The following is a 15,831-nucleotide window of genomic DNA, read 5'->3' on the forward strand; positions in this document are numbered from 1 at the left end:
AGCGCGCCTCGGCAGAGACGGGTGAATGTCTCATACCCAGGCGCCTATGCATTTCCGCCATTGATCATGCAGCTTCGCAAACGGCGCTGGGATCAATGCCCGCCGTCGGTGCCGAGGATCGCGGCAAGCAGCCGGCCTTCGAGCTCGGCGAGGCCGGGATGGCCGTGCCGGCGCGGATGTGGATAAGGAATGGGAAGATCGAGCGCGATCCGCCCCTCGTCGAGCACGATGACCCGGTCGGCGAGATGCACCGCCTCGCTGACATCATGGGTGACGAGCACGGCGGTGAAACCGAGTTCGCGCCAGACGCGGTTGATGAGTTCCTGCATGCTGATCCGCGTCAGCGCATCGAGAGCGCCGAGCGGTTCATCAAGCGCCAGCACGCCCGGCCGGCTCACCAGCGCCCGCGCCAGTGCCACGCGCTGCCGCTGACCGCCGGAAAGGCGCGCCGGCCATTCTCCGGCCTTCTCGCCAAGCTGGACTTCGGCAAGCACGGCGTCGGCCGCCTTTAGCGCCGCCCGTCTATCGATGCCGTCGCCGAGCCCGACGACGACATTGTCGGCGACACTGAGCCAGGGGAGCAGCCTTGGCTCCTGAAAGACGATGCGCGCATTGGGGCTGGCCTGTGCGCCGTCGGCATCATCGAAATGCAGCTCGCCGGCGCTCGGCGCGTCAAGGCCCATCAGGATGCGCAGCAGCGTGCTCTTGCCGCAGCCGCTCTTTCCGATCACGGCAACGAACTGGCCGGCCGGAATATGCAGATTGATGCCGCGCAGTACGCGGTTGGCCCCGAAACTCTTTTCAAGCCCCGTCAGGCTGATCGCCGCTGCCCCCGCAGGCGCATTGCGCTCCGGCGCAGGTGTATAGGCTGGCTCTTCGGCGACGGCGTGAAAACGCTCATGCGCGATCGATGTCATGGCGTCTCTCCTATTTCTGATAGACCGGGTTCCAGGCGAGCAGCCGCCTCTCCAGCACTCGGGCGATGACATCGGCAAGTTTGCCGAGCACGGCATAGATGACGAGGGCGAGTACGACGACGTCGGTCATCATGAATTCGCGGGCATTGTTGGCCATATGGCCGATGCCCGAGGATGCGGCGATCGATTCCGATACGATCAGCGTCAGCCACATGATGCCGAGTGCATATCTGAGGCCGACGAAGATCGACGGCAGCGCGCCTGGAAAGATCACCTTGCGGAACAGCGTCCAGTTGCCCATGCCATAGACCTTGCCCATCTCGATCAGATCGCGATCGACATTGCGCACCCCGTGATAGGTGTTGAGATATACGGGGAAGAGCACGCCGAGCGAGGTGAGAAACAGCTTCGATTCCTCCCCGATCCCGAACCACAGGATGACGAGCGGGATCATCGCCAGATGCGGAATGGTGCGCAGCATCTGCAGCGTCGTATCGGTCAGTTGTTCCGAAATGCGCGATACACCGTTGGCGATGCCGAGCAGGAAACCGATCGAGCCGCCGACGAGAAGGCCGGCAAAGGCGCGGCCGGCGCTCACCAGCACGTCATTCGGCAACTGGCCGGAAACCGTCGTCGACCAGAAGGCCAGGCCGACATCGGCCGGCGACGGCATGATGCGCGATGAGATCCAGCCGGCCGAGGAGGCAAGCTGCCAGAACGCGACAATCGCCACCGGCACCAGATAGGGCGTCAGCTTGTCCAGGCCGGGCAGCGGCAGGCGCAAACCCGCCTTTCCAACCTTTTCGGAAGCGACCGACCGTACGAACGGAGTATCGAAAGTCGACATGCATTGTCCTCGCGCTTATCGAAAGCAGGATGCCGCAAGCCGTAAGCGGCTTGCGGCGGTGTCACGCTCTGCGTCTTCGTTCGAACTCAGGAGCCGGAGACGACTTTCAGATTGCCGCCATGGCTGCCGCCTGCGAAGATCTGCTTGCGGCCGAACTCGTTGTTGAAGCCCAGGCGCTGCTGCTCGCGAGTGATGCCAAGCTCGGGGAAAAGCAGCTCGGCGACGCGATAGGCCTCTTCGAGATGCGGATAGCCGGAGCCGATCACCGTATCGATGCCGATCTCCTGATATTCGCGAAGGCGCGCGGCCACCGTCTTCGGCGAGCCAACCAGCGCCGTGCCCGCACCGGCGCGCACCAGGCCGACGCCGGCCCAGAGGTTCGGAGAGACTTCGAGCTTGTCGCGGCGTCCGCCATGAAGGGCGGCCATGCGCTTCTGGCCGACCGAGTCGGACTCGTGGACAAAGCGCTCCTGCGCCTCGCGGATTGTATCGTCGTCGAGATGACGGATCAGCCGCTCGGCCGCCTCCCACGCCTCATCATCGGTTTCGCGCACAATGAAGTGCAGACGAATGCCGAAGCTCACCTCGCGGCCGCGTTCGCCGGCGGCCTTGCGCACCTTGGTGATCTTCTCGGCAACCTGTGCCGGCGGCTCGCCCCAGGTCAGGTACTTGTCGACGCGGCCGACGGAGAAATCGATACCGGCATCCGACGAGCCGCCGAAATAGAGCGGCGGACGCGGGTTCTGCACCGAGGGGAAGCCAAGGCGCGCATTGGTCGCCTTGATATATTTGCCGTCGAAGCTTGCCGTTCCCTTTTCCAGCAGTTCCTCAAAGACGGTGAAGAACTCCTCGGCATGGGCGTAGCGCTCGTCATGCTCGAGATGGATGCCATCGCCGGCAAGCTCCGCCGGGCTGCCGCCGACGACGATGTTGAGCAGCAGCCGGCCGTTGGAGATGCGGTCGAGCGTCGTCGCAAGACGCGCGTAATAGGCAGGCGATGCCGTGCCGGGGCGGATCGCCACCAGGAACTGCAGCTTCTCGGTCTTTGCGGCAAGGGCGGCGGCGGTCACGAAGGATTCCTCGCAGGCAACCCCGGTCGGCAGCAGTACGCCGGAATAGCCGAGCCGGTCGACAGCCTGGGCGATTTGCGTGAGATAACCAATCTCTGGCGCACGGTTGAGCTCGGAGGAGCCGAGATAGGTGCCGTCGCCCGATGTCGGAATGAACCAGAGGAAATTGATAGGTTTGGATGTACCTGTATGGGAGGTGGTGGTCATGGAAGACGGTCCTTTAGCTGCGAAATTCGAAAATCAACTCGCGCGGTGGAGATGGCCGCTGGCAAGCGGCAACAAGCAGACTGTCTGCCCACTCGGCGCCGCCGCCGCGCGAATGCTTGGGAGGATCGCGGTGGCGGCGGAGGCTGTAGTAAGGCCGGCTGTCCATCTATGCGTGAGCATCTGAAATATCCCTGTCGATCGGATGGTGGCTGGCCGACGCCTTTCAGTGTCCGCGTCGATCGTCAGGATACTGACATAGACCACTAATTAGATCGACAATATCAATTTGCTATTATAATCCATTTTGGAGAATATTTTTCCGGTTCGGCGGCATGAAGACCCTCTCCATGCCGCCTCGCGGAAATCTTAGCCCTGGTCGAAAAATCAGCTCGCCTTGGGACGCCAGACGATGTCGCCGGTCGTAAGCTTCTTCGGCAGGATACCGAGTCCATAGAACTCGTCTGCGAGCGCCTGCTGATAGGCGGCGGCAGCATCGGTGATCGTCGAGACGCTGCCGAGATCGGCGCCCTTGCGCGTCAATGTCACGCGCGTCACGTCAGCCGGCACGCCGGTGATTTCGGAAAGCTCCTTCACCGTTTCGTCGAGATTGCTCTGTGCCGACTTGCCGACCTTGGCAAGCTCATCGATCACGTCGACGACCACTTGCCCGTTGGCATCGGTGAAATCACGGTTGGCGAGAAAGAAACTGTAGGAGTCGACGATGCCTTCGGCGGTCGTCAGGATACGTGTCTCCGGATCAGCTTCGGCAATCGCCAGATAAGGATCCCAGATCGACCAGGCGTCGATGCTGCCATTCTTGAACGCGGCGGCAGCATCCGGCGGCGAAAGATCGACCTGCTCGACATCTTCGGGCTTCAGGCCTGCCTTGCGCAGAACCTTGACGGTTACATTATGCGCGCTGGAGCCGCGCTTGAAAGCGACCTTTTTACCTTTGAGGTCTTCAAGCGTCTTGATGGGCGAATCCTTGCGCACGAGGATGGCCGAGGCTGCCGGGCTACCCTTGTAGAGACCGACATAATAGAGCTGCCCGCCGGCCGCCTGGGCAAAGAGCGGCGGCACATCGCCGGTCGCGCCGAAATCGAGAGCGCCGGCGCCCAATGCTTCGAGAAGCGGCGGGCCGGAGGTGAATTCCGACCAGCTGACGGTAATGCCGCGATCGGCAAGCCGCTTCTCAAGTGCGCTGCGACGTTTGGCGAGCGCCAGCACGCCGTTCTTCTGCCAACCGATACGGAACTCGCTGGCAGCAGCGCGTGCCGGCCTGACGGCCGGCAGGATTGCCGTAGCCGCGGTCGCTGCGAAAAGCCCGAGCGTTTGTCGACGTGAAATCATGACTTTCCCCTTTTTCATGGTGCCAAGCCTGTTTTCGGCTGGTCGACCTGTCAGTGATGAATGCCATGATGATGAAATCTATAATTTATATCGACAATTTTATTTGCGAGATTCGGCCTTTGCTGAAATTTTGCGGCCCGGAAATCGCCCTTAAGCGGATTTTTTTCGCGCGTCCGCTATGCCGGCTACTATTCCGCTTCCTTCCCAACCTTCGGCGGCCAGACGCTCCCGGATAAAGGTGGGGCCGCCGGCAAGACGGTTCGCAAGCAGGCTTGCGGGATCGACGATGCGCCAATAGGGCGTGACCGTCGAAACCGGCTCACTCTTCTCCAATGCGCCGAAGGACAGTTCGGCGATCGCGCGCAAATGCCGCTGCACGGTTACCGGGCAACAGGCATCCGCCCGATATTGGTCAGCGAGACGACGGCGGAGAACGCCGACGTCGGTAAGCACACCTTCCGGTGCTGATCGAATCTGCTCTGCGACCATCTGCAGCGATGGAATGAGCATAGCCTGTATTCCGCTGCGGCCTTTGCGCCGCGGCTTGATCGTCGGAATTTCGCTCATGTCACCCTCCGGAAACATTGTGCCCTCTCCCCGATCTAGGGCTGCCCCGAACGGTGGCCAGCCTCATATGCGTCAATCGGAAGGAAGTCCGTCTTCACGGGCTTTTCTGCTCCCGCCGTTTCGGTTAATCCTCGGACCCGCACTTGAGGAAAAGGATAGGACATATGGCTAAAGTCGCGTTCATCGGTCTCGGCGTCATGGGTTTCCCCATGGCGGGCCATCTGAAGACGAAGGGCGGCCACGATGTTACCGTCTACAACCGTACCGCCGAAAAAGCCGCCGCCTGGGCCGAGAAATTCTCCGGCAAATCTGCCTCCACCCCGGCCGAGGCCGCCGCCGGTGCCGATTTCGTCTTCGTCTGCGTCGGCAATGACGAAGATCTCCGGTCGGTGACATTGGGCGAGAACGGCGCCGTGCACGGCATGAAGCCAGGTTCGGTGCTGATCGACAACACCACCGCCAGCGCTGAAGTCGCCCGCGAACTTTATGCCGCGGCAAAGGAAAAAGGTGTCGATTTCATCGACGCTCCTGTCTCCGGCGGCCAGGCCGGCGCTGAAAACGGTGTCCTGACCGTCATGTGCGGCGGCGACGAGGCCGTCTTCGAACGCGCCAGACCTGTCATCGACGCCTATGCCCGCATGGTTGGTTTGATGGGACCGGCAGGCTCGGGCCAGTTGACCAAGATGGTCAACCAGATCTGCATTGCCGGCCTCGTCCAGGGACTTGCCGAAGCGCTGCATTTCGGCAAGCGTGCTGGCCTCGATATCGAAAAGGTGGTCGAGGTGATCTCCAAGGGGGCAGCCGGCTCCTGGCAGATGGAAAACCGCCACAAGACCATGAACGCAGGCAAGTATGATTTCGGCTTCGCGGTCGACTGGATGCGCAAGGATCTCGGCATCGTGCTCACCGAAGCCCGCCGCAACGGCGCCAAGCTGCCGGTCACCGCCGTCGTCGACCAGTTCTATGGCGACGTGCAGGCAATGGGCGGCAATCGCTGGGACACATCCTCGCTGCTCGCCCGCCTCGAAAAATGATCGGCCCCTCCTCCGATGCGGCCGAATTGATCGCGCATCTCGAAACGCTGCGCTCGGAGGAGGATGTTGCCGGCATGGCGCGCTTTGGCATCGTCACCGATCGCGCCCTCGGTATCTCCAATCCCGATATCAGGGCGGTCGCCGGACTGGCGAAGAAGGATCACGCCAGGGCAATGCAGCTCTGGCGAAGCGATATCCGCGAGGCCCGCCTGCTCGCCCTCCACACCGCCGAGCCGAAGCGGTTGACCATGGAAGAGGCTCGAAGTTGGGCCAATGATTTCAACTCGTGGGAGATCGTCGATTGCGCCGCCGATCTCTTCGTTGAAGCCCGGCTGGACGAGCTCATCTCAGACTTCGCCGCAGACGAGCGTGAATTTATCAGGCGCACCGCCTTCGCCATGATTGCCGGTGCCGCGGTTCACTTAAAAAAGGAACCTGATGCGACCATCCTTGCCTGGTTGCCGCTGATCGAGGCCCATGCCGGCGACCCGCGAAACTTCGTGCGCAAGGCGGTCAACTGGGCGCTGCGCAGCATCGGTAAGCGCAATCTCACCTGCCATGCGCCGGCACTGACGCTCGCAAAGGCCCTGGCGGAAAGCCCTGACAAAACTGCCCGCTGGATCGGCAAGGATGCCGTCAGGGAGTTGGCCGGCGAAAAGCTATTGGCACGGTTGATATAAGGCGAATGCCGGCTCGCGTGGCGCTGTAAGTCAATGCTGTTTGGATTTTTCGACCAGGAAATCGATCAGGACCCGCACCGCCGGCGGCATGCCCTTGGCTGTCGTGAAGACGATATAGAACTGGCTCTCCTCCGACTGCCATTCTGGCAGCACCCGCACCAGCTTGCCTGCCTGGAGATCGGCTTCGCAGGCACTTTCGAGCAAAAGCCCGAAGCCGAGGCCGGCACGGGCCGCGTCGAGGATAGCGGTCATGCTGCGGCAGGTGAGCCGTGGCTGATGCCGAATCACCCGCTTGGCGTCATTCGGACCGACCAGTTCCCAGGTATGGAACGATACCCATGACGTCATTGCCAGCGTCGGCAGGTCGGCGAGTTCGTCCACGCAACGCAAGGTGCCAGTGCGCTCGACGAGCGACGGACTTGCAACCAGGATACGCCTGATACGGTCGAGCTTGCGCATCGTCAGACTCGTCTGCGTCTCCGGCTCGTTGGTCGCTCTCACTTCGAGGTCGATTCGTTCGTTGATGAGGTCGGCCCGCCGGTCGGAGCCGATGATCTGCAGCTTGATCTTCGGATAACGTTCCAGGAATTCGGGCAGGATTCCCCCGACCGAGATGTCGACGAGGCCAAGCGGGCAGCCCATGCGCACCACACCTTGCGGGTCGGACTGAGCCTCGCTGACGATCGACTTGGCGCGATCGGCCTCCTGCAGGATGGTCTGGCATCTTTCGTAGAAAGCTTGGCCGATCTCAGTCACCCGGAAGTGACGGGTCGAGCGTTCTATGAGCCTTGCACCAAGCCCTTCCTCAAGCCGGCTGACCCGCCTGCTGAGTTTGGAACGTGGTATTTTGAGATCGCGACTTGCAGAAGCGAAACCGCCGCTCGAGACGACAGCGGCGAAATAATAGTAGTCGTTGAGATCGTCCATAAGAACAAGCTATCCGCGAGTAGGAATGAATGCCGGCCCCCAGCAAGGGTTGTATCCTCTCTCCCAAAAAGCGGTGATCACATTGTCGGCATTGGATTTTCTTTTCGCGACCTGTTGCGACAAAGCCAGCCAACACCGCATAGGAAGACAGACCAACAGCCGTCCGCGCGATAAATCGATCGGTGGATCCAGCTCGTTTGAAAGATTGAAAACGGGGTGCCTCAAGAAACGAGGCGGGCAGATGCCGACGTGCGATACGCAACGTACCCGTTCGGCTCACCTGAAAAGACGATCCTGAAAGACTGCCTTGAAGACTGTGCGTCAAAAACGCTGCAAGGACGGTCCGGCAGGGAAGACCGGACCCGTCCCCGTAGCTGATCGGAGGTCACTCGGATCAGAAACTGATTTAAGTGCTCCCGGTCCGAAGACCGGGAGCATATCCACCAAGTGGATTAGAACGAACGCTGCAGACGGAAGTAGCCCGTCGTGGAGTCGTCGCCATCATCCGGATCGAGGTACTGAACCGAAGCCTTGGCGTAGAAGTTGTCGACGATCTGGTAATCAACGGTCAGACCGACCTTCCATGCATCACCGGCACCGTCGTAATCGCTAGGAACGGTGTCAAACGCGCTGGCACCGCCGATGTAGTTGCCGTAGTACTGAACACCCGGGGTGATTTTCAGCTTGTCGGTTGCCTTGATGGCGTATTCGGCAGCAACTGCCCATTCAGCCGTCGAGTAGTAGGAGTTCGGGCCGGAAGAGTACACAGCAGCGAGGCCGAGCGTACCGGGACCGATGTCAACCGTACCCATTGCACGGACAGCGCCGTCTTCGTTGTCGACGTCCCAGCCGCCAGTGACCTGGTAGCTGAACGCGCCGGCAGTGCCGCCGATGCCGAAGGCAACGCCGACATTGTTCGGACCATCGTTCGGAACAAGGAGGCCGGTGACGGGATCCACGTCACCCTGATAAACGCCGTCTTCCAGTTCATCGACGCTGATACCAGCGTAGAAGGTGCCGCTTTCATACTGATAACGGATGGAGTTGTGCAGCGTTACGACCGAGCCGATGTCGTCGGTTTCGCCAGAGAGACCATCGTCCCACCAGCTGTAGAACAGACCAGCGCGGAAGCCCGCGATGTCGAGGTAAGCGGAATCGAGAATGGCGTCCTGAGCCGTGGCGTTGTCAGCATTGAACTGCATGACGATGACGCCGGTCAGCGGACCATATTCGGTGTCGCTCTTGGCCGTGAACTGAACCTGACCGCGGGTGACGGCATCCCAGTCCGAATCGCCGCCGACGTCTTCGCCAACGTTAACCTGGAAACGGATGTAGCCTTCGATCTTGAGGCAGGTTTCGGTGCCCGGGATGTAGAAGTAGCCGGTGCCGTAAGCGTCGCAGACGCGAACATATTCAACCGGTTCCGGCTCAGCAGCAACAATAGCGTCAGCTGCAAGAACCGGCGTCGATGCAGCAAATGCTGCTGCTGATGCAAGCAAAACCATTCTGATGTTCATTTACCAATCCATTCCTTTGTCGATCGGGGCTGGCTTCAGATCGGGTAGTCGATTTGAAGCCGGCCCAGTTTGAACAGCCATCTCGGCGTGCGGATCGATCGAACCGCCAAACCGTCATCACATACAAGGCCCTATCAAGCAATTCTCGATACACGCCAGATGGGTTCTCACGGGCAACTTTCCCCGACAACGTGATTTTTATACAACAATTTCAAATATTTATACGAAAGACATACCAAACGGCTCCGCGACGGAAATCTTCCATCGCAAGCCGCAAACCCTAAACCCCTTTGTCAAATTCTCCACCGTCCGACCCCCGTCGAACATACTGGTGAAGCGCATAAATTCTACCGCCGGCTAATGAGCACAAACAAGGTGGCGGTTTAGAACATAGTGTCCTGAATTCGATACCAATGAGACAAAATTATGACATATCGCCCACTGGTTTCATCGAACATAACCCGGGAATCCTTACCAGGCTATTCACTTTTCCAGGAAATTCGGTCGATTTGAGCGTTTTTTCGCTATTTTTGAGGCTTTTTTTTGCAATAGCAGATCGCACATACTTAAACCCGGCCTTTGCCGAACCGGCAATCCCACGTGCAGCCGGAGTGCACACGCCGCCTCCTAAGGGCATATCTGAGGTCGCAGACTCACGCCCGGTCTCAGCCCTCATTGGATTTTGCATTATCGCGTGCGGTCACGGCCGCACGCTTGACCTCAATCCTCGTTTGATTTGGCATTATCGAGAATCATGTAGTCGAGCGGCAACTGCGTCGAATACTTGATCTGCTCCATCGCAAAGGCGGAGGAAACGTCGCGAATCTCGATCTTGGCGATCATCCGCTTATAAAAGGCGTCATAGGCGGCAATATCGGGCACGACGACTCGCAGGAGATAATCGACATCCCCGCTCATCCGGTAGAATTCGACCACTTCGGGGAATTCGGCGACCACCTCGGAAAAGCGGCGCAGCCATTCGATCGAATGAGTGGCAGTGCGAATCGACACGAAGACGGTGACCTTGGTGTTGACCTTCTCCGGATCGAGGATGGCGACTCGGCGCTTGATGACGCCGTCTTCTTCCATCTTCTGGATGCGCCGCCAGCACGGCGTCGTCGAAAGCCCCACTTTCTTGGCGAGATCGGCAACGGCAAGCGTCGAATCTTCTTGCAGAAGACGCAGTATTTTTCGGTCGAGGCGGTCCATGCGCACAACAGTCCTTTCGAATTATTTTCTTTGTATAACTCGATTCCGCGCAACTAAAAGAATTTTGTTTCAGGAAAGCAGCATTTTCGTCCGTTCCTGCAAGACCGGGAGCAATTCTTTCTCGAACCAGGGATTGCGCTTCAGCCAGCCGCTATTGCGCCAGCTCGGATGCGGCAGCGGCAGCACCGCCGGCGATCGGTTGGACAGAAGACAGTCACGCCATGCCCGCACCGTCTCGGTCATATTGTCCCGCCTTTCACCGGCCATATGCCAAGCCTGCGCATATTGGCCGATGACCAGTACCAGTTCGATCTGTGGCATGGCCGAGATCACCCTTTGCCGCCAGAGGGGCGCGCATTCGCGCCGCGGCGGCAGATCCGCGCCCTTGCCGTCGTAGCCAGGAAAGCAGAAGCCCATCGGGACAATGGCGAATCGGTCGCGGTCATAGAAGCTTGCCCTGTCAACGCCAAGCCATGACCGCAGCCGGTCGCCTGAGGCATCGTCGAACGGCAGCCCGCTCTCATGCACCCGAAGCCCGGGCGCCTGCCCGGCGATCAGGATGCGTGCGCTCGACGAGATCACGGCCACCGGGCGCGGCTCGTGCGGCAGCCGGTGCGCGATGCCTTTTGCCGGCGCGTCTCGACAGATGCGGCAGGAGGCGATCTCCCGCCGCAGCGTCTCCAGCATGGCTTCGTCGGTCATGACTTTACTCCCATCCGACGATCCGCCCGATGAGGTGCAGGGCGCCGTCGAAACCGGAACTCTGGCGCGCATGGTCGCGCACATCGCGTGGCCGCTCGAAAGTCCCGGCCCAGAGGCCCGCCTTTTGAGCCTTCGCGTCGGCCTCCTCCTTGGCATAACCGCCATAGGAGATGGCCATGCCTCGGCGCACCATGGCGGCATTGATGTCGCCGCCCGCCCCGCTCCGGCAGATGACGAGCAGCCTGTCGTAGCGGTCGTGCCGGCTGCCCTGACAAAGCGTTCCAGATGCCAGCACCATGCCCTGCAGCGCCTCGCGCGCCGCGCGGCCACAGGCCCAGGCCTTCCCTTCCCGCTCGCAGCTCTGGTTGAGCTCCGGCGCATCGATGCCTTCGAGGCGCAAACGTTCGGCTCCCAATGTCAGACTGTCGCCGTCGGCGGCATGGAAAGCACCCATATGCTCGATTTTTGCCGCATCATTGAGCTTGGCGGCGATCAGCGCCACGAGCGCCAGCAGGGCAAAAGCGGTCACGCCGTCGCGAATCAGGCGCAGGCCCCGTGTCACGCTTTCGCCTCCTTAAAAAACAAATCCTTGGCAAAGATGGCAAACATCTTCTTAAGAATTGTCGATTAAGCTCTTATCCACCCTGGGATGAAGTTTCAACGTGCACATGAGTACCGGCGTAAGCACATCGACCGACAAGATCATCGTCGACAGGTCGCGCAGCCACCGCAACAAGGCCGTTTCCAAGGCCGTGCGGCAGACGCGCGAACGTCTTCAGTCCGGTCATGCGTCAAATTCCTCCTTCGATCGTGACGTGCTCAACATGTATGTGGCATCGGTGCTGCAGAGCGCGACAATCATGCCGCTCTTCGTCGTCATCGTCACCGCGCTTGGCGTCTATTTCACCCAGAATACACAATTGCTCTTCTGGGCGCTGCTGACGCTCACCTGTCATACGGGCAATATCCTGCTGGCGCGGCGCGCGCGCCGGCAGGAAATCACCTCGGAGAGCGCCCGCAAATGGCGCCGCCTGCTGCTGCTCGGCCAGTTCCTGCTCGGCTGCTGCTGGGCCGTCTTCGCGCTGCAAGGCTGCGACACCTGCGAGCCGTCGAACTTCATTCTCTATAAGGGCGCGACGCTGCTGATCGCGCTCTCCGTCACGGCGATGTCGAACTTCATGCTGACGCCCGCCGTGCTCGCCGCCTTCTCGCCCGCGGTCCTGGCGCTCGCCGCCAAGAGCGGCCTGTCGCGGGACCTCCTCGAAATCAGCCTGACGGGGGCCTTCACCACCACCCTGGTCTTCTTCAATTATATCAGCGACCGGCTCTTCAAGTCGAACCTCAGAATTCTCTCATACCAGTCGGAGAAGGACGACCTGATCGCCGAGTTGGAAGTGGCGAAATCGATGTCGGACGAAGCTCGCCGCCGCGCCGAAGAGGCAAACCTCGCCAAGTCCCGCTTCCTTGCCTCCATGTCGCATGAGCTCAGAACTCCGCTCAACGCCATCCTCGGCTTTTCTGAGGTGATGTCGGCCGAAGTCATGGGGCCGCTCGCCAATCCGACCTACAAGGAATACGCCGGCGATATCCACCGCTCCGGCCAGCATCTGCTCGATCTCATCAACGAGATCCTCGACCTGTCACGCATCGAGGCCGGCAAATACGAGCTGAGCGAGGAGGCGATTTCGCTGCTCGATATCACCGAAGATTGCATCGGCATGGTCCAGTTGCGCGCTCGCGCCAAGAACATTGCCATTTCGGACCAGTTCGAGCGGCAGCTGCCGGCCATCTGGGCCGACGAGAAGTCGATGCGCCAGGTGGTGCTCAACCTTCTCTCCAATGCCGTCAAGTTCACGCCGCAGGGCGGCGAGATCCACGTCAAGGTCGGCTGGACAGCTGGTGGCGGACAGTACATCTCGATCAAGGACAACGGCCCCGGCATTCCGGAAGAAGAGATTCCCGTCGTCCTGTCGGCCTTTGGCCAGGGCTCAATCGCCATCAAGAGCGCCGAACAGGGTACCGGCCTCGGCCTGCCGATCGTCCAGGCGATCCTTGCCAAGCATGATGGGCAGTTCCTGCTGAAATCGAAGCTGCGCGAGGGCACCGAGGTCATCGCCATCCTGCCTGCCAAGCGCGTGCTCCAGAGCCTGCCGGCCGTCGAGGAGGCTCAGGCCGTCTTGCGCAAGCGCAAGAGTTTTGCCTGATTCAGCTAAAGCATGATGCCGAGAAGTGTGAGCGGTTTTTCGGGCGACATCATGTTGGATTTTTTGATTTGGATCCGGATTCAGATTTTCGGTCGATCCAGCGTGAAATCATCCAGATCCAAAGAACAGGTGCTTGCAGAGGACGAAGCCTAGATAGAGGCAGCAGGCGGCAATCATGCAGGTTACCGCGAAGGAGCCGAGATCCTTGGCGTGTTTGCCGACGATCGAAATCTCCGGCGAAATCCGGTCGATCACCTCTTCAACGGCGGTGTTCATCGCCTCCATCGAAAAGAGCCCGAGAAACAGAAGCACCGCGACGACGATCTCGCCTGCAGTGGCTCCCACCAACGCCAGCGCAGCGATCGAAACGATGAAGAAGCCAAGTTCCTGGCGGAAGGCTGCCTCTTTCAGCACTCGCAGGAAGCCCGCCCAGGAGTAGCCGGCGGCGGCGATGAAATGCCGAAGTCCGGTCTCTTTCGTCACCGCAGGCTTCGTCAAGATGCCCTCTCCTCTTCCCTGCATCACAGACCGGGAGAGGCTTTGCCGCCTCCCCTTCGATGAGCGAATACGCAAATACCGAATCCATTTGGGCGGCGCAAGCGAACGCGTGCGGATCGACGGCGGCGGCCGCGGCCTTAATGCTTATTCGACACACCCGCCTGGGCGAAGGTCGCCATGCCGGAATGGCAGGCGGCGGCGGCCTTGACGATGCCGGCGGCAAGCGCCGCACCGGTGCCTTCACCAAGCCGCATGCCGAGCGCCAGAAGCGGCGTCTTGCCGAGCATCTCGATTGCGCGAAGATGTCCGGGCTCGCCGGAGACATGGCCGATCAGGCAATGATCGAGCGCGGACGGATTGGCGGCCTTCAGGATCGCTGCCGCCGCGGTCGCGACATAACCGTCGATCAGCACCGGGATGCGCTCCATGCGAGCAGCAAGAATGGCGCCGGCCATCGCCGCGATCTCGCGGCCGCCGAGCCGGCGCATGATCTCGAGCGGATCGTCGAGATGGTCACCATGCAGCGCCACCGCCTTTTCCACCGCCGCGATTTTGCGCTCGAGCATCTCACCTTCCGAACCGGTGCCGGGCCCCACCCAGTCACGCGCCGAACCGCCGTAGAGCGCATAGTTGATCGCCGCCGCAATCGTCGTATTGCCGATGCCCATCTCGCCGATGCAGAGCAGGTCGGTGCCGCCGGCGATCGCCTCCATGCCGAAGGCCATGGTCGCGGCGCAATCGCGCTCGGAAAGTGCTGCCTCCTCGGTGATATCACCGGTAGGATAATCGAGCGCCAGATCGAAGACTTTCAGTCCGAGATCATAGGCGACACAGATCTGATTGATCGCAGCACCACCCGCTGCGAAGTTCTCGACCATCTGTTGCGTCACCGTTGGTGGAAAGGGCGTGATGCCCTGCTTGGTGACGCCGTGATTGCCGGCAAAGATCGCCACCAGCGGCCGGTTGACGGCAGGTGTGCGGCCGGTCCAGGCGGCAAGCCAGAAGGCGATCTCCTCGAGCCGTCCGAGCGCGCCCGGCGGCTTGGTCAGCTGCGCGTCACGTTCGCGCGCGGCCACCAGCGCGCGGGCATCCGGCCCCGGCAGGTCACGAAGCAGGGTACGGAAATCGTCGAACGGCAGGCCTGAAACGCTCATCTGTGCGGTTTTCCTATAAATCCGGGTATTTCTTGTTTTTTCCACGCAAATCAGCTTCTTTGCGGATGGCAACTCTCTTAAAGCGGGCGGACGAGGCGAACAACTCCAAAAGCGCAGCCGCGACCATAAGCCGAGATGACCTCCGGCAGAACGAAGCAGAATGAAGATTAATGACTATGCGGTCGATACCGCCCGCGCCGTCGCCTTCCTCAGCCGCATTCCCATGCCGCAATCGCTGTTCAATGGCTATGACGGCAGGCTCGGCCCGCTGGTGCGCGCCTTTCCCTTTGCCGGCATCGTCATCGGCTTCATCCCTGCACTCGCCCTCCTCCTGCTTTTGGGGCTGCGCGCCGATCCGCTGATGGCAGCCCTGATCGCGCTTTCCATTCAGGTCTTCGTCACCGGCGCGCTGCACGAGGACGGCCTGGCCGATACTGCCGACGGCATCGGCGGCGGCAAGAGCCGCGAGCACAGCCTCCTCATCATGAAGGACAGCCGGATCGGCACCTATGGCGCGATAGCGCTGATCCTCTCCTTCGTGATCCGCGCAGCCGCGCTTGCCGCCATCGCCCGCCATTCCGCGCCCCTCACTGCCGCGCTTGCCATTCCCGCTGTCGCGGCGCTGAGCCGCGGCGCCGTCGCCTGGCACTGGCAGCGGTTGGCGCCGGCAAAGGCCGATGGCGTGGCCGCCTCGACCGGCCAGCCGGACGAGGCAGCGATGCAGTTTGCGCTCGCCTCAGCCGGCCTCGTGGCAGCACTTCTGATCTGGCCGGCCTTCGGCCTGCGGCCGCTGGTCGCAAGCCTGCTCGCCACCGGCATCGCAGGGTTTGCCTTCACCGCCTTCATCCGCCGCAAGCTTGCCGGCCACACTGGCGACACGCTGGGCGCAACGCAGCAGATTTGCGAGATCGCTACCCTTTGCGCCCTTGCCACGGCTCTTTGAAACTC

At 61.0% G+C, this 15,831-nt stretch carries 16 protein-coding genes; 4 read left to right on the forward strand and 12 right to left on the reverse strand.

The genetic code is table 11. The features are described from left to right. Positions 1–92: 92 nt before the first annotated feature. The 5 genes from ACD590_RS11505 to ACD590_RS11525 all read right to left on the reverse strand — a co-directional run bounded on the left by ACD590_RS11505 (position 93) and on the right by ACD590_RS11525 (position 4,958). Entirely contained in the window at positions 93–917 is an 825-nt protein-coding gene (locus ACD590_RS11505) for an ABC transporter ATP-binding protein (RefSeq protein ID WP_439002582.1), read from the reverse strand. A gap of 10 nt (positions 918–927) precedes the next feature. Beyond that, positions 928–1,764 (reverse strand): aliphatic sulfonate ABC transporter permease SsuC, encoded by an 837-nt coding sequence (ssuC, locus tag ACD590_RS11510; protein ID WP_018242339.1) that lies wholly within the window; start codon positions 1,762–1,764, stop codon positions 928–930. 86 nt (positions 1,765–1,850) lie between these two features. Then, on the reverse strand, positions 1,851–3,041 hold the full coding sequence (gene ssuD / locus ACD590_RS11515) for an FMNH2-dependent alkanesulfonate monooxygenase (protein ID WP_018242340.1): 1,191 nt from the start codon (positions 3,039–3,041) through the stop codon (positions 1,851–1,853). A 384-nt stretch (positions 3,042–3,425) separates the two neighbouring features. After that, the gene (locus ACD590_RS11520) at positions 3,426–4,391 is read right to left on the reverse strand and encodes an aliphatic sulfonate ABC transporter substrate-binding protein (RefSeq protein WP_018242342.1); all 966 of its coding nucleotides are present in this window, start codon (positions 4,389–4,391) and stop codon (positions 3,426–3,428) included. A gap of 150 nt (positions 4,392–4,541) precedes the next feature. Next, complete coding sequence (locus ACD590_RS11525) at positions 4,542–4,958, reverse strand: hypothetical protein (protein ID WP_064653880.1); 417 nt, start codon at positions 4,956–4,958, stop codon at positions 4,542–4,544. Positions 4,959–5,122: 164 nt separating this feature from the next. Between ACD590_RS11525 and ACD590_RS11530 the strand changes: the two genes are divergently transcribed. Both ACD590_RS11530 and ACD590_RS11535 read left to right on the forward strand, forming a co-directional pair. Beyond that, on the forward strand, positions 5,123–5,992 hold the full coding sequence (locus ACD590_RS11530) for an NAD(P)-dependent oxidoreductase (protein ID WP_064653816.1): 870 nt from the start codon (positions 5,123–5,125) through the stop codon (positions 5,990–5,992). Next, positions 5,989–6,672 (forward strand): DNA alkylation repair protein, encoded by a 684-nt coding sequence (locus tag ACD590_RS11535; protein ID WP_439002583.1) that lies wholly within the window; start codon positions 5,989–5,991, stop codon positions 6,670–6,672. The genes ACD590_RS11530 and ACD590_RS11535 overlap by 4 nt, the downstream gene beginning before the upstream one ends. A 30-nt stretch (positions 6,673–6,702) precedes the next feature. Here the strand turns inward: ACD590_RS11535 and ACD590_RS11540 are convergent, their stop codons facing one another. The 5 genes from ACD590_RS11540 to ACD590_RS11560 form a co-directional block, all read right to left on the reverse strand. Next, the gene (locus tag ACD590_RS11540; protein WP_130652555.1) at positions 6,703–7,599 is read right to left on the reverse strand and encodes a LysR substrate-binding domain-containing protein; all 897 of its coding nucleotides are present in this window, start codon (positions 7,597–7,599) and stop codon (positions 6,703–6,705) included. A gap of 452 nt (positions 7,600–8,051) precedes the next feature. Next, a complete protein-coding gene (locus ACD590_RS11545) occupies positions 8,052–9,116 on the reverse strand; it encodes a porin (RefSeq protein WP_018242347.1) in 1,065 nt (354 codons plus the stop codon). Positions 9,117–9,836: 720 nt separating this feature from the next. Then, positions 9,837–10,325 carry an Lrp/AsnC family transcriptional regulator gene (locus ACD590_RS11550; RefSeq protein ID WP_003540387.1) on the reverse strand — a complete coding sequence of 163 codons (489 nt, stop codon included), beginning with the start codon at positions 10,323–10,325 and terminating at the stop codon, positions 9,837–9,839. A 69-nt stretch (positions 10,326–10,394) separates the two neighbouring features. Further along, positions 10,395–11,027, reverse strand: coding sequence for a uracil-DNA glycosylase family protein (locus ACD590_RS11555; protein ID WP_028733064.1), 633 nt, complete (start codon positions 11,025–11,027; stop codon positions 10,395–10,397). Between the two features lie 4 nt (positions 11,028–11,031). Further along, the gene (locus ACD590_RS11560; protein WP_439002584.1) at positions 11,032–11,589 is read right to left on the reverse strand and encodes a thermonuclease family protein; all 558 of its coding nucleotides are present in this window, start codon (positions 11,587–11,589) and stop codon (positions 11,032–11,034) included. 106 nt (positions 11,590–11,695) lie between these two features. Here ACD590_RS11560 and ACD590_RS11565 point away from each other — a divergent pair, with 106 nt between their 5' ends. Beyond that, the gene (locus tag ACD590_RS11565) at positions 11,696–13,231 is read left to right on the forward strand and encodes a sensor histidine kinase (protein WP_439002585.1); all 1,536 of its coding nucleotides are present in this window, start codon (positions 11,696–11,698) and stop codon (positions 13,229–13,231) included. Between the two features lie 108 nt (positions 13,232–13,339). Here the strand turns inward: ACD590_RS11565 and ACD590_RS11570 are convergent, their stop codons facing one another. Both ACD590_RS11570 and cobT read right to left on the reverse strand, forming a co-directional pair. After that, complete coding sequence (locus tag ACD590_RS11570) at positions 13,340–13,729, reverse strand: diacylglycerol kinase (RefSeq protein ID WP_439002586.1); 390 nt, start codon at positions 13,727–13,729, stop codon at positions 13,340–13,342. Positions 13,730–13,866: 137 nt separating this feature from the next. Continuing rightward, positions 13,867–14,883, reverse strand: coding sequence for a nicotinate-nucleotide--dimethylbenzimidazole phosphoribosyltransferase (gene cobT / locus ACD590_RS11575; RefSeq protein WP_011652311.1), 1,017 nt, complete (start codon positions 14,881–14,883; stop codon positions 13,867–13,869). Positions 14,884–15,043: 160 nt separating this feature from the next. Between cobT and ACD590_RS11580 the strand changes: the two genes are divergently transcribed. After that, complete coding sequence (locus ACD590_RS11580) at positions 15,044–15,826, forward strand: adenosylcobinamide-GDP ribazoletransferase (RefSeq protein ID WP_439002587.1); 783 nt, start codon at positions 15,044–15,046, stop codon at positions 15,824–15,826. Positions 15,827–15,831 lie beyond the last annotated feature (5 nt).

Origin of the sequence: Rhizobium sp. 862_C5_N1_2, assembly GCF_051811205.1 — a bacterium.
Classification (GTDB): domain Bacteria; phylum Pseudomonadota; class Alphaproteobacteria; order Rhizobiales; family Rhizobiaceae; genus Rhizobium; species Rhizobium leguminosarum.

Bases quoted from the DNA above. Each gene is read 5' to 3' on its own strand.
- ssuC (WP_018242339.1), bottom strand. From the start codon at position 1,764: ATGTCGACTTTCGATACTCCGTTCGTACGGTCGGTCGCTTCCGAAAAG.
- ACD590_RS11535 (WP_439002583.1), top strand. From the start codon at position 5,989: ATGATCGGCCCCTCCTCCGATGCGGCCGAATTGATCGCGCATCTCGAA.
- cobT (WP_011652311.1), bottom strand. From the start codon at position 14,883: ATGAGCGTTTCAGGCCTGCCGTTCGACGATTTCCGTACCCTGCTTCGT.
- ACD590_RS11545 (WP_018242347.1), bottom strand. From the start codon at position 9,116: ATGAACATCAGAATGGTTTTGCTTGCATCAGCAGCAGCATTTGCTGCA.
- ACD590_RS11580 (WP_439002587.1), top strand. From the start codon at position 15,044: ATGAAGATTAATGACTATGCGGTCGATACCGCCCGCGCCGTCGCCTTC.
- ACD590_RS11520 (WP_018242342.1), bottom strand. From the start codon at position 4,391: ATGATTTCACGTCGACAAACGCTCGGGCTTTTCGCAGCGACCGCGGCT.
- ACD590_RS11555 (WP_028733064.1), bottom strand. From the start codon at position 11,027: ATGACCGACGAAGCCATGCTGGAGACGCTGCGGCGGGAGATCGCCTCC.
- ACD590_RS11565 (WP_439002585.1), top strand. From the start codon at position 11,696: ATGAGTACCGGCGTAAGCACATCGACCGACAAGATCATCGTCGACAGG.
- ACD590_RS11505 (WP_439002582.1), bottom strand. From the start codon at position 917: ATGACATCGATCGCGCATGAGCGTTTTCACGCCGTCGCCGAAGAGCCA.
- ACD590_RS11540 (WP_130652555.1), bottom strand. From the start codon at position 7,599: ATGGACGATCTCAACGACTACTATTATTTCGCCGCTGTCGTCTCGAGC.
- ACD590_RS11530 (WP_064653816.1), top strand. From the start codon at position 5,123: ATGGCTAAAGTCGCGTTCATCGGTCTCGGCGTCATGGGTTTCCCCATG.
- ssuD (WP_018242340.1), bottom strand. From the start codon at position 3,041: ATGACCACCACCTCCCATACAGGTACATCCAAACCTATCAATTTCCTC.
- ACD590_RS11550 (WP_003540387.1), bottom strand. From the start codon at position 10,325: ATGGACCGCCTCGACCGAAAAATACTGCGTCTTCTGCAAGAAGATTCG.
- ACD590_RS11525 (WP_064653880.1), bottom strand. From the start codon at position 4,958: ATGAGCGAAATTCCGACGATCAAGCCGCGGCGCAAAGGCCGCAGCGGA.